Origin of the sequence: Sphingobium sp. B8D3A (genome assembly GCF_025961995.1) — a bacterium.
Lineage (GTDB): Bacteria > Pseudomonadota > Alphaproteobacteria > Sphingomonadales > Sphingomonadaceae > Sphingobium.
On sequence record NZ_JAOQOS010000001.1, the window covers coordinates 2,877,509 to 2,890,953 of the forward strand.

At 64.3% G+C, this 13,445-nt stretch carries 15 protein-coding genes; 6 read left to right on the forward strand and 9 right to left on the reverse strand.

Annotated features, from left to right (window positions below; translation table 11 throughout):
* Positions 1-5: 5 nt before the first annotated feature.
* Together M2342_RS13340 and M2342_RS13345 are read right to left on the reverse strand one after the other, a co-directional pair.
* Positions 6-368, reverse strand: coding sequence for a DUF6491 family protein (locus tag M2342_RS13340; protein WP_264579448.1), 363 nt, complete (start codon positions 366-368; stop codon positions 6-8).
* 114 nt (positions 369-482) lie between these two features.
* The gene (locus M2342_RS13345) at positions 483-1,076 is read right to left on the reverse strand and encodes a thymidine kinase (protein ID WP_264580048.1); all 594 of its coding nucleotides are present in this window, start codon (positions 1,074-1,076) and stop codon (positions 483-485) included.
* Positions 1,077-1,326: 250 nt separating this feature from the next.
* Here M2342_RS13345 and M2342_RS13350 point away from each other — a divergent pair, with 250 nt between their 5' ends.
* The 3 genes from M2342_RS13350 (at position 1,327) to M2342_RS13360 (ending at position 2,252) form a co-directional block, all read left to right on the forward strand.
* Positions 1,327-1,533 (forward strand): cold-shock protein, encoded by a 207-nt coding sequence (locus tag M2342_RS13350; protein WP_181558994.1) that lies wholly within the window; start codon positions 1,327-1,329, stop codon positions 1,531-1,533.
* Positions 1,534-1,638: 105 nt separating this feature from the next.
* Entirely contained in the window at positions 1,639-1,974 is a 336-nt protein-coding gene (locus tag M2342_RS13355; protein ID WP_181558993.1) for a DUF6481 family protein, read from the forward strand.
* Positions 1,975-2,042: 68 nt separating this feature from the next.
* Positions 2,043-2,252, forward strand: a complete 210-nt coding sequence (locus M2342_RS13360) for a hypothetical protein (protein WP_181558992.1) — start codon at positions 2,043-2,045, stop codon at positions 2,250-2,252.
* A gap of 14 nt (positions 2,253-2,266) precedes the next feature.
* On the opposite strand, the gene M2342_RS13365 is transcribed toward M2342_RS13360, so the two are convergent.
* The 7 genes from M2342_RS13365 to rimP all read right to left on the reverse strand — a co-directional run bounded on the left by M2342_RS13365 (position 2,267) and on the right by rimP (position 9,422).
* Positions 2,267-2,920: a glutathione S-transferase family protein gene (locus M2342_RS13365; RefSeq protein ID WP_264579449.1), complete on the reverse strand. Its 654-nt coding sequence runs from the start codon at positions 2,918-2,920 to the stop codon at positions 2,267-2,269.
* A gap of 106 nt (positions 2,921-3,026) precedes the next feature.
* Positions 3,027-3,416: a 30S ribosome-binding factor RbfA gene (gene rbfA / locus M2342_RS13370; RefSeq protein ID WP_264574692.1), complete on the reverse strand. Its 390-nt coding sequence runs from the start codon at positions 3,414-3,416 to the stop codon at positions 3,027-3,029.
* Between the two features lie 29 nt (positions 3,417-3,445).
* Positions 3,446-6,025 (reverse strand): translation initiation factor IF-2, encoded by a 2,580-nt coding sequence (gene infB / locus M2342_RS13375; protein WP_264579450.1) that lies wholly within the window; start codon positions 6,023-6,025, stop codon positions 3,446-3,448.
* 67 nt (positions 6,026-6,092) lie between these two features.
* The gene (locus tag M2342_RS13380) at positions 6,093-6,764 is read right to left on the reverse strand and encodes a DUF448 domain-containing protein (RefSeq protein ID WP_264579451.1); all 672 of its coding nucleotides are present in this window, start codon (positions 6,762-6,764) and stop codon (positions 6,093-6,095) included.
* 263 nt (positions 6,765-7,027) lie between these two features.
* On the reverse strand, positions 7,028-7,258 hold the full coding sequence (locus tag M2342_RS13385) for a tautomerase family protein (protein WP_181558987.1): 231 nt from the start codon (positions 7,256-7,258) through the stop codon (positions 7,028-7,030).
* Complete coding sequence (gene nusA, locus M2342_RS13390; protein WP_181558986.1) at positions 7,258-8,865, reverse strand: transcription termination factor NusA; 1,608 nt, start codon at positions 8,863-8,865, stop codon at positions 7,258-7,260. Before nusA ends, M2342_RS13385 begins: the two co-directional genes overlap by 1 nt.
* Before the next feature lie 5 nt (positions 8,866-8,870).
* A complete protein-coding gene (rimP, locus tag M2342_RS13395; protein ID WP_264579452.1) occupies positions 8,871-9,422 on the reverse strand; it encodes a ribosome maturation protein RimP in 552 nt (183 codons plus the stop codon).
* A 662-nt stretch (positions 9,423-10,084) separates the two neighbouring features.
* Between rimP and M2342_RS13400 the strand changes: the two genes are divergently transcribed.
* The 3 genes from M2342_RS13400 (at position 10,085) to M2342_RS13410 (ending at position 13,444) form a co-directional block, all read left to right on the forward strand.
* Complete coding sequence (locus tag M2342_RS13400) at positions 10,085-10,840, forward strand: PEPxxWA-CTERM sorting domain-containing protein (RefSeq protein ID WP_264574688.1); 756 nt, start codon at positions 10,085-10,087, stop codon at positions 10,838-10,840.
* Positions 10,841-11,039: 199 nt separating this feature from the next.
* Complete coding sequence (locus tag M2342_RS13405; RefSeq protein WP_264579453.1) at positions 11,040-12,167, forward strand: PQQ-dependent sugar dehydrogenase; 1,128 nt, start codon at positions 11,040-11,042, stop codon at positions 12,165-12,167.
* Between the two features lie 116 nt (positions 12,168-12,283).
* Positions 12,284-13,444 (forward strand): PQQ-dependent sugar dehydrogenase, encoded by a 1,161-nt coding sequence (locus M2342_RS13410; RefSeq protein ID WP_264579454.1) that lies wholly within the window; start codon positions 12,284-12,286, stop codon positions 13,442-13,444.
* Position 13,445 lies beyond the last annotated feature (1 nt).

The window sequence follows — 13,445 nt, forward strand, 5'->3', positions numbered from 1 at the left end:
CGGGCTTACTTCTTCTTCGGGGGCGGCCCGCTCTCGACAAGCGATTTGAGCGGGTAGCGCGTGCCGGCCACGACAATCGCGCCGAACCGGTCGAGCCGATCGATACCCTTGGTTTCGAAGCCGATGGATTGGGCAAAAGGCAGGTCCGGTGCGCCCGTCATCAACGTCGCCAGATACCATTGTCCACCACTGGCCTGCACATAGATCTGATCGTCACTGACCGCCTGCCAATCGCGAATGCCGCGCTGGTCGACAAAGGGGATCGACGCTTCCTTGCCGGCGCCCGCTTGCGCGGCCGGCTGGGCAATGACGGGCGCGCCAGCCAACAGCAGCGCGCTTGCCAGCATCGCTTTTCTGAAATGGGTCATGGCGTGCATCCTTCCGATAATGATGTGAGTCCGGATCATGGCGTTACGATAGCATGACGCGCGTGAAGCGGCGATGAACCGTTCGGCGCTGCGTGATATCGCTCCATCGCAACTCTAGAATCGCCGCATCGCATCGCTGAAATGCCGCCGACACAGAGCCACATAACGATCATTGCCGCCGATCTCCGTCTGCGCGCCTTCCCGGACCGCCTCGCCGCGCTCGTCCACCCGCAGGTTCATCGTTGCCTTGCGCCCGCAGTGGCAAACCGCCTTGAGCTCGACCAACGTGTCGGCAATGCCGAGCAGCACCGCCGAGCCAGCGAAGAGCTTGCCCTGAAAATCGGTCCGTAGCCCGTAGCACAGCACGGGAATGCCGAGCTCGTCGGCCACCCGGGCGAGCTGCCAGACCTGCTCTGGCGAGAGGAACTGCGCCTCGTCCACCAGCACGCAGGCAATCGGCCCTTCGAGATGCGCCGCCTGGATGCGCCCGTGCAGATCGGTCGTCACATCGAAGCTGTTGGCGGCAGCGCGCAGCCCAATCCGGCTGCCGATGCTGTCCACTGCTTCACGATCACCCTCCCGCGCTGTCCCCTGCGCCGTCCAGAGCATCGTCGCCATGCCCCGCTCGCGATAATTGAAGTCCGCCTGCAGCAGATTGGTGGACTTCCCCGCATTCATCGAGGCGTAGTAGAAATAGAGCTTGGCCATGCCGCAGCTTTGCCTCCGCGTTGCCTTTTCGACAAGCGGGGAGACGCCGCGCAGGCCACGCCCGGCCATGACCGGCCCTTTCGCTTTCTATTCCAACGCCATCGTGCTACACCATGCGGGCTTAACGTCGCCTTTGACGGATATCGGACCGCTTCAGCGTCCCCCTTTGTCCCCATCTAGCCTCACGAAGCCGGGACGCGCGAATGCATCGCGCGTGCCCGATTACCATTTGGGAACAAGGATACCCAATATGACCATCGGAACAGTCAAGTTTTTCAATGCCGACAAGGGCTATGGTTTCATCGCGCCGGAAGACGGCGGCAATGACGCCTTCGTGCACATCTCGGCCGTCGAGCGCGCCGGCATGCACACCCTGCAGAAGGATCAGCGCATTTCCTACGAGCTGGAAAATGACAAGCGCGGCAAGGCTTCGGCCGTGAACCTTCAGGCTGTCTGAAGATAAGGGCTGCCCGACGACCGGGCAGTTTGAAGATACAGGGCCGGGCGGCATCGTCGCCCGGCCTCCTCGCCCGAAGTGACGAAACGGAGCTGAATTCTACGCATGAAAAAATACAAAGAGCCGGACTTTCAATCACGCATTGCTGCCGCAGCCGATGCCCGCAACGAGGTGATGGCAAAATTGCGCACGCGCGCGCCCGTCGATCCGGAAGTCGCTGCTGCCCGCGCTGCCGCCGCACAGGCACAGGAAGCTGCCCAGCAGGAAAAGCATCGCCTCGCCCGGCTGGCCGCGCAAGAGCGCAAGGCCGCCAAGCAGGCCAAGGCTGAGGAAGCCGCCGCTGCAAAGGCAGCCAAAGAGGCAAAGAAAAAGCCCGAACTTACCGAAGCCGAACGCAAGGCCGCCCGCGACGCGCGCTACCTCGCGCGCAAGAACCGATAAGATGTGGGCCTGCGCGGTTCCGCTCCGCGCAGACTTCACGCACCCCCTCTTTCCGCCGGGAGCCGATAATGAGCCGCGAGACGATCAAACCCTTCCTCATCACCAAGGACGATGGCGGCAATTTCCGCCTGACGGTGCGCGAGACGCGCTATAATTCGCAGGGCTATCCGCTGGTCACCTCCACGCTGCAGGACGAGACCTTCACGACGGCCACGCAAGCCCGCGCCTTCGCGCGTGACACGTTCAAGGCAGAGCCGGGGCAATACGCCACCAAGTGACGGCGTCGCCCGGCTCAGCGAGCCGTGGATTGCCTCTCGAACACCGCCCGCTGCGACGCGAAGGCACGCTGGAAGGCGGGCCGCGCCTCGCCGCGTGCGACATAGGCTGAGAGAGCCGGATAGCCCTTCAGCAGATCCGAGCTGCCGAGCCGCCGCAGCACCGTTATCATCATCAGATCGCCCGCGCTGAATGCACCGTCCAGCCACGCGGCCTCGCCGAGCCGCGCGGAGAGGTCATCCAGCCGCGCCCGGATACAGCCTTCCAGCATCGGCAGGCGCGGGTCATACCAATCCTTGTCGCGATCGACATGCCCGGCCGTCTCGCGCTCGAGGATCGGCGGCTCCACCGTGCTGAGCGCGGCAAACATCCACGCAATCGCGCGCGCCCGTCCGTCCATATCGGTCGGCAACAGACCGACATGCCGCTCGGCAATGTGGAAGACGATGGCGCCGGATTCGAACAGAACCAGCCCATCCTCCTCATAAGTCGGGATTTGCCCGAACGGCTGGCGCATGCGGTGCGGCGGCTGCTTCATCGCCGCGAAGGAGACGAGGCTCACAGCGTAGGGCTGCCCCACTTCCTCCAGCGCCCAGCGGACCGGCATGTCGCGCGCTAGGCCACGGCCGCGATCCGGCGAACTCTCAAACGCAGTAATCGTAATGGTCATGGCAATGCCCCCGGACGGACGCATGATGCCCGTGCAAGCGGCGCTCGACAATATCAACCGGATCAGCCCGGCGCGCGAACGATCAACGGATCATCACGCCGGGCTCTCACTCCTCTTCGTCGACGATGTCCTGCGCGACCTTGGGTGAGCGCAGGATCGCATCGATGTGGCTGCCTTCCTCGAAGCTCTCATCGCTGAGGAATTTGAGCTTGGCGGCGAACTTCATCTTCACGCGCTTGGCGACCTCGCGCTGCAGATAGGCGGTGTTGGTGCGCAGTGCCTTGAGCACCACCTCTTCATCCCGCCCCAGCAACGGCTTCACGAAAACTGTCGCATGGCGCAGATCGGGCGACATGCGCACTTCCGTCACCGTCACGACGTGACTGGCGAGCACATCGTCATGCACGTCGCCACGCTGGAGCACGTCCGCCAGCACATGGCGCACCTGCTCCCCCACCCGCAGCAACCGGACGGAAGGTTCCCCCGAACCGCTCATGACTTACCTCCTTCGCGGCGCGCCGGACGTCAGAGCGTCCGTGCGCGTTCCTCGACTTCGAAGAGCTCGAGCGTATCGCCAACCTTGATGTCGTTGGTGTTCTCGAGCACCGCACCGCACTCCATGCCGGCCCGCACTTCGGACACGTCGTCCTTGAAGCGCCGCAGCGAGGCGATGGTGGTTGCCGAGACGATGACATTGTCGCGCGTGAGGCGTGCGTTGACGCCCTTGCGGATGACACCATCCTGCACCAGCAAACCGGCCGCCTTGTCCTTCTTGCCGGCCGGGAAGACCTGCAGGACCTGTGCGGCACCGATGACCGTCTCGATGCGCTCCGGCGCAAGCTGGCCGGCCATTTCGCGCTTTACTTCCTCGATGAGGTCGTAAATCACGTCATAATAACGCAGCGAGACCTTGTCGCGCTCGGCAAGCTGACGCGCCTTGGCATTGGGACGCACGTTGAAGCCGATCAGCGGCGCACGGCTGGCGGCGGCCAGCGTCACGTCGCTCTCGGTGATCGCGCCGACACCGGAATGGAGCACACGCACCTTGATCTCGTCCGTCGAGGCGCGGGTGAGCGATCCGATGATCGCTTCCACCGTGCCCTGCACGTCGCCCTTGATGACGACCGGATATTCGATAACCTGCGTGTTGAGCGCCGAGAACATATGCTCGAAGCTCGTCGGGGCCGCCGTGGTGCGCTTGCGCGTCGCCAGCTCCTGGCGATAGGCCGCAACCTCGCGGGCCCGCGCCTCGCTCTCGACCACGCTGAGCTGGTCGCCCGCCATCGGCACGCCGGCAAGGCCAAGCACCTCGACCGGAACCGAAGGCCCAGCTTCCTTCACCTGCTGACCCTTGTCGTTGACCATGGCGCGGACCTTGCCCGAATGCTCGCCGACGACGAAGATATCGCCGACCTTGAGCGTGCCACGACCCACGAGGATCGTCGCGACCGGACCACGGCCCTTGTCGAGCTGCGCCTCCACGACCGTGCCTTCAGCGGCGCGCTCGGGATTGGCCTTCAGCTCCAGCAATTCGGCCTGCAGCAGGATCTTGTCGATCAGGTCATCGAGGCCGGTGCGCTTGAGCGCGGAGACTTCCACGTCCTGCGTGTCGCCGCCCATATCCTCGACGATGACTTCATGCTCGAGCAGACGCTCGCGCACGCGCTGCGGATTGGCATCCGGCTTGTCGACCTTGTTGATCGCCACGATCATCGGCACGCCGGCAGCCTTGGTGTGGTTGATCGCCTCGATGGTCTGCGGCATCAGCCCGTCGTCCGCCGCGACCACCAGGATCACGATGTCGGTGACGTTGGCACCGCGTGCGCGCATCTCGGTGAACGCTTCGTGACCCGGCGTATCGAGGAAGGTGATGATCTCACCGCCCTTGGTCTTCACTTGATAGGCGCCGATATGCTGGGTGATGCCGCCCGCTTCGCCCGCCACCACATCGGTGCCGCGCAGGGCATCGAGCAGCGAGGTCTTGCCGTGATCGACATGGCCCATGATCGTGACGACCGGAGGACGCGTGACCAGCGATTCCGCAGCATCGACGTCGCTCGCGGTATCGATCTCGATATCGGAATCGGAGACGCGCTGGATGCGGTGGCCGAATTCCTCGACCAGCAGCTCGGCCGTATCCTGGTCGATCGTCTGGTTAACGGTGACCGCCATGCCCAGCTTGAAGAGCGACTTGACGAGGTCCGCGCCCTTTTCGGCCATACGGTTGGCGAGTTCCTGAACGGTGATCGCCTCCGGCACGATGACATCGCGCGACTGCTTCTCGCGCGGCTGTGACGAGCCAGAGAAGTGCGAACGACGCTCCTTCTCGCGGGCACGGCGCAGCGCGGCGAGGCTGCGTGCGCGGGCGCTGTCATCATCGGCGAGCGCGCGATTGACGGTGAGCTTGCCGGCCTGACGACGATCGTCACCACCCTTCTTGCGCTCGACCTTGGCCGGTTCCGGGCGCTTGATGACCGGCGCGGCCACAGGCGTGAAACGACGGGGCGCGGGACGCTCGGGCGTCGTGCCAGTCGCGGCCTTGGGAGCCTCTCCGGCAGGTGCCGCGGCCTCTGCAGCCGCAGGTGCCGCCGGAGCAGCCTCTTGCGCGGGCGCCTGGGCCGCTTTTGCTTCGACTTCCTGGCGCTGGCGCTCGGCTTCTTCCTCCGCGCGGCGGTTGTCTTCAGCGCGGCGCTTCTCTTCCTCGGTCGCGGCGAGGCGGGCGGCCTCTTCACGGCGGCGCGCATCTTCCAGCGCAGCCATGCGGGCTTCCTCGGCCTCGCGCAGCAGCTTGGCCTGCAGTTCCTGCCGGCTCATCAGGCTATCCGTCGAGGAGGCGCGCGGTGCCGGCGCCGGGGTCGGCGCAGGACGGGCGGCGGGCGGCGGCGGCGGTGCCGGCGGCGCGACGGGCGCGGCCTGCTCGGGCACGGCGCGCGCCGTCTCTGCCTCACCGGGTTTGCCGATGACGCGACGGCGCTTCACCTCAACGACGACCGTATTCTTCCGGCCGTGGCTGAAGCTCTGCTGCACCTGGCCGGCCTCGACCGTCCGCTTGAGACCAAGCGGTTTACGGCCCAAAGTCGGCTTGTCTTCCCTATTGTCACTCATCGACGCAATCTAACCCTTCATCTTCCATCCGGCGCACCCCCGCAGAGGTGACCCGAGTCGTTCGTCCTCACGCCAGAGGCGCGGGATCATCATCCATATGCCTGACGACTGCCGAACCGGAGCTCGGCGCCGCGTTAGCGCATCCCAGATAGTTTTGCCAGCGACCGAGCAGACCGGAGAGGCGGCCTGCCGCAGCAGCGTTTGTCACCGCGATATGGACGACATTGTTTCTGCCCAATGCCATAGATAGGGCGTCGCGGTCCACCGGCAAGCGTGTGCCGGCAAATTCCTCGCCTTCCCGCTCCTCGCCAACCCGCCAGGCCTGATCCAGCTTGCGCACCCCGTCATCGCCGGCATCCGCCGCGTGGAGCAGCATGCGGACCTGTCCGCGCCGGGCCGCGACATCGATCTTGTCGAAACCGGTGGCGAGATTGGAAGCCTTGGCCTCCAGCCCCAGCCGCGCCATGAAATCATCGCGCAACGCAACCGCGATCCGCTCGGCCAGATCGTCCGGCACGGTAAGCGGCTCACCCTTGAACGCCCGCGCCAATGCGCCGCGCAGCCGGCCTTTGACCATCGCCTCCTCAAGCGTCGCGCGATCGACACCCAGCCAGGCACCCCGCCCCGGCGCCCGCGCGCGGACGTCCGGCAACACGTCACCGTCGGGCGAAATGGCCAGGCGGATCAGCGCCGCGGGATCGCCGTGGGTGCTGGAGAGAATGCAGCGACGCTCAGACATGGGCACCTCCTGTGAGGTGCCCGTCTAAGACCATCGCCTCCAAACTTCCGTTCGTGTCGAGCCCTTCGACTGCCCGCAGGCGGGCGCTCAGGATAAACTTCAGCCGAAAGGCTGAAGTCGAGACACGCGAGCGCAGTCCTATCGTGTCTCGACTTCGCTCGACACGAACGGGATGGATGAGCATTTTCTCGTTTAGCGCAGCCCAGCCCCCCGCTTCCGCAGGAGCAGCCGGGAACGCAGCGATGATTGGAAGCCTCAGCCTCTCATTGGGAGGAATTCGCAGCATCGGCGACCTCCCTTTGCGCGGCTTCCCGCTCGGAAACGAGGATGCCCGCAGCACCCCAGTTGTCCGCCGACACCTCATCGATGACGACGAACACCTGCTCGGGCCGCTTGCCGAGACGATCGACCAGCGAACGCGTAACATCGGCGACCAGAGCCGCCTTCTGTTCGCGCGTCACGCCTTCAATCACCTCGATCTTCACATAGGGCATCAGGCGTTGCCTTCCACTTCATCCTCAGCGGCGCCCTCTGCAGCGGGCTCGTCTTCGAACCAGTGCGCGCGGGCCGCCATGATGATCTCGTTGCCCTGCTCTTCGCTCAGGCCATATTCGGCGAGAATGCCGCCCTTGTCCTCGGAGACTTCGCGGCGACGACGCGGGTCGTTGCGCTTCTTGGCCACCAGCTCGTCGGTGGCGAGGTCGGCGAGATCGTCCAGAGTCTTGATGCCGGCCTTGCCCAACGTGACCAGCATGGCCTCGGTGAGGTGGGGCATCTCGGCCAGCGCATCGTCGACGCCAAGACCACGGCGCTCTTCGCGCGCAGCGGCCTCGCGGCGGTCCAGCGCTTCCTGCGCGCGGCTCTGCAGCTCCTGCGCCAGCTCGTCGTCGAAGCCCTCGATGGAAGCCAGCTCGTCGATGCCGACATAAGCGACTTCCTCCAGCTCGGTGAAGCCTTCGGCCACCAGCAGCTGCGAGAGCGTCTCGTCCACATCCAGCTCGTTCTGGAACATCTCGGAGCGCTGCACGAACTCGCGCTGACGCTTCTCGCTCGCGTCCGCCTCGGTCATGATGTCGATGGCCTTGCCGGTGAGCTGGCTGGCAAGACGGACATTCTGGCCGCGACGACCGATGGCGAGGCTGAGCTGGTCGTCAGGCACCACGACCTCGATGCGCTCTTCCTCCTCGTCGATCACCACGCGGGCGACCTGAGCGGGCTGGAGGGCGTTGACGACGAAAGTCGCCGTGTCCTCGCTCCAGGGAATGATGTCGATCTTCTCGCCCTGCATTTCCTGCACGACGGCCTGCACGCGGCTGCCCTTCATGCCGACGCAAGCGCCGACCGGATCGATGCTGCTATCGCGGCTGATCACGCCGATCTTGGCGCGCGAGCCCGGATCGCGGGCAGCAGCCATGATAGTGATGATGCCGTCGTAAATTTCGGGCACTTCCTGCGCGAACAGCTTCTTCATGAAGTCGGGGTGCGCGCGGCTGAGGAAGATTTGCGGACCACGGTTCTCGCGACGCACATTGAGGATCAGCGCACGGACGCGATCGCCCACGCGCACGACTTCGCGCGGGATCTGCTGATCGCGGCGGATCACACCCTCGGCCCGGCCAAGGTTCACGACCACGTGGCCGAACTCGACCGACTTGACGACGCCGGTGATGATCTCACCCACGCGATCCTTGAATTCCTCGAACTGGCGCTCACGCTCGGCATCGCGCACCTTCTGGAAGATCACCTGCTTGGCGCTCTGCGCGTCGATGCGACCGAGGTCGACGGGCGGCAGCGGATCGACGATGAAGTCGCCGATCACGGCATCCTTCTGGAGCTTCTGCGCGGCCTTGAGGTCGACCTGCTTGAAATAGTCCTCGACCACCTCGACCACTTCGACGACGCGCCACAGGCGCAGGTCGCCAGTCTCGGGATCGAGCTTGGCGCGAATGTCGTTCTCGGCACCGTAGCGCGCCCGGGCGGACCGCTGGATCGCGTCTTCCATCGCCTCGATGACGATGGCCTTGTCGATCATCTTCTCGCTTGCCACCGAATTGGCAATGGCAATCAGCTCGGCCTTGTTGGCGGAAATGGCGTTGGCCATGAGAGTCAGTCTTCCTGTTCCTGGGTGACGATTTCGTCCGCGCCCTCGGTGGAGAGCGGGACAGTAGCAGAAATCAGCGCATCGGTCAGCATCAGCTTGGCGCTGTCGATATTGGCAAAGTCCACGACGATGCGGCCGGCCTTGAGATCATCGACCAGCACCTGCTCGCCCTCGACGCCCGCAAGAATGCCGCGCACCTGCTTGCGGCCATCCTCCATGGGCGTCACGAAATGAACGCGTGCTTCATGCCCGGCCCAGTCGTTGTAGTCCTTGAGGCGGGTGAGCGGCCGGTCGATGCCCGGCGAGCTGACCTCCAGACGATACGCGTCCTCGATGAGCACGTCGCCCGCTTCTTCCAGCGCATCGAACTTGTCCGAGATGCGGCGCGAGAGGCTGGCGCAATCATCGATGTTGAGCTGGCGCGTATCGGGCCGCTCGGCCATGATCTGCAGCGTCCGGTCATCGCCCTGGCCGAAGAGCAGCACGCGCACGAGATCGAGCCCCAGAGCCTTTGCCTCCGACGCCACAACCGTCTCGATCCGCGCAATATCGCTCATTCGCACTCCCTATGCCTGCGCCTCGTCCGGACATGGACACGCGACAGGGTTTCGCCGCCGGCCCCTCTCGGCGCCGACCCCAACTTCGCAACGATGTCAGGAAAGCAAGAGCTATATAAGCGGAGTCGCAGTTGAAGGCAAGCTGCATGGCAAACGCCGCGAGCGGGATTGCAGCGAGCCGCACCTTGAAGCTTCAAGGGAAGAGGCAGGCGAACCTCACCGGAACTTGCACCCGGTGGAAAGCGCCTGACTCTGTCGCTGCCTCAGGTGCCGGCCCCGTCCGGGCCGATTGCCCCCGGCAACGCTACTTCGGGCGGCGAAGATGCCGTCCGACGGTATTTGAGGGAACTTTTTGATCGCGCATGACGCCACGAGCCCATTTGCAGAGAAACCCTAAGATTGAAAGGTTTAGACGCGATCTTCGTAGTCGAACGCCGCCCTCGCGCCAGTGAACTGTTCAATTTCGGGTCACATTGGATGGTTAACCGATCATCAACATCTTTGACAGGACTGAAACGGAAAAGATATCTCCAAGACCTCAGGTGGGGTGACCTTTGACAGATGCAAAGCGCCAGATGGAGCCGGATTACCGGCCTCCCGTCGTGGGCACACGCATTTCCGGGGCAAAACCTGAAAGTTAATATCTGTGGGAGTTATAGATCATGTTTCACAAGTCTTTCAGGAAAGCCGTACTGCTGTCGGCTGCCACCATTGCCGCGACGGCGATGCTGCCGGCTTCCGCCTCGGCCTCTACTTTCGTGCTCAGCGGCGGCAACAATAGCGATGGCTCCATCGGTAACGTGCGCACCTACACGGGCTCGGACGGCACCAAGCTGGAAGTTACGGCGTACAGCCTCAACGGTACGACCCTGGCCGCCGGTGCGGTGGGCGCCTATTCGCCTGGTCTCGGCGTCATGAACAGCTTCCCCAACTGGTGGGGCCAGGGTGGCGATGACTCGCACACTGTGGACAATAATGGCTATGTCGACATTCTGGTCTTCCAGTTCGACAAGATCGTCACCATCGACAAGATCGGCCTCGTGAGCTTCGGCGACACGGACATCAATTATGCCGTCGGCAGCACCAATGTGGCCTTCAACAGCACGTTCACGATCGCGAACTATTCGACCTTCAATTCGCTGTTCGGCCCCACGATCCTGTCGAACGGCAATGGTCAGGACCAGAACCGTGACATCAACCCGAACAATCTGTCGGGCAACCTGTTCTATGTGGCTGCAGCCTTCTCCAACTCCGGCAGCAACGACAGCTTCAAGGTCAATGGCCTGACCTACGCCGTCACGCAGACGTCGGCTCCGGTTCCTGAGCCGGCCACCTGGGGCATGATGATCTGCGGTCTGGCCGTGACCGGCTACGCCATGCGTCGCCGCAAGACCAACGCGACCATCAGCTTCGCCTGATCGTTCAGGAAAAGTCGATATGAGAAAGGGGAGCTTCGGCTCCCCTTTTTTGTCAGCATCTCGGGCGTGGGTGAGGCCCGCCACTCAAGCTGCGTTCTGGCGGGCGGCGCGCGCCAAGCTCTTGTTATAGAACGGTCTACCGCCAAGCCGCTCTTGTCGCTATGGTCGGATATCCCACCCTTCGCCGGAGATCCGCCCCATGAATGTCCGTAAGCTCGGCCTGACCTGTGCCGTCAGCCTCGCCATTGTCGCCTGCGGCAGCGCGTCCGCGCCCGATGAGGTCAAGGCGGCAAGCGGCGCACCGTTCCAGACCACGGAAGTCGCGCAGTTCGCCTCGCCATGGGCCATGGAGTTCCTGCCGGACGGGCACATGCTGGTCACGCAGAAGGAAGGCACGCTGATCCTGCTCGACCCGCAAAGCGGCCGCAAGCAGACGGTGAGCGGCACGCCCAGCGTGAAGAGCGACGATCAGGGGGCGCTCATGGATGTGCGGCTCGCCCCGGATTATGCGACCAGCAAGACGATCTATTTCAGCTTCTCGGAAGCCGCCGAGGGTAAGAAAAGCCGCGTTGCGCTGGCGACTGCGAAGCTGGCCCCGACAGCGGCTGCGCTGAGCGATGTGCGGGTGATCTTCCGGGGCGATGATCGCTCGGAGAAGGGCGGCCATTATTCCGGCCGAATCGCCTTCTCGCTGGACAAGACCCATCTCTTCTTCACTGCTGGTGACCGCCAGTTGATGACGCCAGCGCAGGAGCCGGGCACGACGCTCGGCAAGGTCCTGCGCCTCAACCTCGATGGCAGCCCGGCAGCCGGCAATCCGCTCGCGGCCAAGGGCTTCCACCCGGCTGTTTGGTCCTACGGCCACCGCAATCTGCTCGGCATCGCCTTCGATGCCGATGGACGCCTATGGGAAATGGAAATGGGGCCGCGCCATGGCGATGAGATCAACCTGATCAAAGCCGGCCTCAACTATGGCTGGCCCAACGCCTCCATGGGCAACCATTATGACGGCAAGGCGATCCCCGATCATCAGCCGGGCGACGGCTATGAAGCGCCCAAGGTCTTTTGGGTGCCGGCCATCTCGCCCGGCGGGCTGGATTATTACAATGCCGACCTCTTCCCGCAGTGGAAGAACTCGCTGTTCATCACCGGCCTCTCCGGCAAGTCGCTCGACCGCATCGCGCTCGATGGCGAAACCGCGACCAAGGTCGATCACTGGGACATGGGCGCGCGCATCCGCGCGGTACGCGCCGGACCGGACGGCGCGATCTGGCTGCTTGAGGACGGAGAAAATGGCCGCCTCCTCAAGCTGACGCCCGCAGCCTGATCCAGCCGCGCGCCGCTTCGCGCTCGGTCAAGGCGCGCGCGGCCTCGGTCATTGCTCCCGGCCGGCCCACCGCTTATGGGCCGGCGGAACAAAAGACCGACTGGAGAAGAGCGCCTATGTCATTCCGTCCGCACCGCATCGCCCTGGGGGCGGTTTTGGCCCTGGGCGTCGCATCGCCCACGCTCGCCCAGACCGCCCCCGCGACGCCGCCTGCGGCCCCGGCCCCGGCCAAAGTCGATCTCTCCCAATTGCCTTTCACGATCACCGAGGTCGCAACCTTCGATTATCCCTGGTCGATGGCCTTCCTGCCGGACGGCAAGCAGCTGGTGACCCAGAAGCGCGGGGCGATGGTCCTTTTCGATCCCCGCACGGGCGACAAGACGGTGCTGCTGGGCACGCCGACCGTCGTCAGCGAGGGCCAGGCCGCGTTGATGGACGTGGTGCTCGCACCGGACTTCACCGCCAGTCGCCAGATTTATTTCAGCTTTTCCGAACCCGGCGAAGGCAAGGAAACCGGCACCGCGCTGGCTACCGCCACGCTTGATGAAGCAAGCGGCGCGCTCAAGGATGTCAAGATCATCTTCCGCGCGACGCCCAATATGGTGAGCGGCGCCCATTATTCCGGCCGCATCGCCATCGCGCCGGACAAGCGCAGCCTGTTCTTCACCAATGGCGAGCGCGCCAAGTTCGACCCGGCGCAGGACCCCAAGTCGACGCTCGGCAAGGTGCTGCATCTCAATCTGGACGGGACACCCGCCGCGGGAAACCCGCTGGCGGCCAAGGGCTTCCATCCCGCCATCTGGACCTATGGCCAGCGCAATCTGACCGGCCTCGCCTTTGATGCGAATGAGCGTTTGTGGCAGGTGGAAATGGGCCCGCTGGGCGGCGATGAGTTGAACCTCGTCAAGGCGGGCGCCAATTACGGCTGGCCGATCCGCTCCAATGGCGACCATTATGACAAGCGCCCGATCCCGGACCACAGCGCCGATGACGGGTTCGAGAAGCCCAAGCTCTACTGGAACCCTTCGCTCGCGCCGTCCTCGCTGGCTTATTACAATGCCGACCTGTTCGCGGGTTGGAAGAACTCGCTGTTCATCACCGGCCTGTCCGGTCAGGCGCTTGTTCGCATCTCACTTGACGGCGAGACGGCGACCAAGGCCGACCATTGGCGCATGGGCATGCGGTTGCGCAACGTGCGGGTCGGGCCGGATGGCGCGCTCTGGCTGCTCGAAGACAGCCCCAAGGGCCGGATGCTCAAGCTGACGCCGAAAGGCTGAG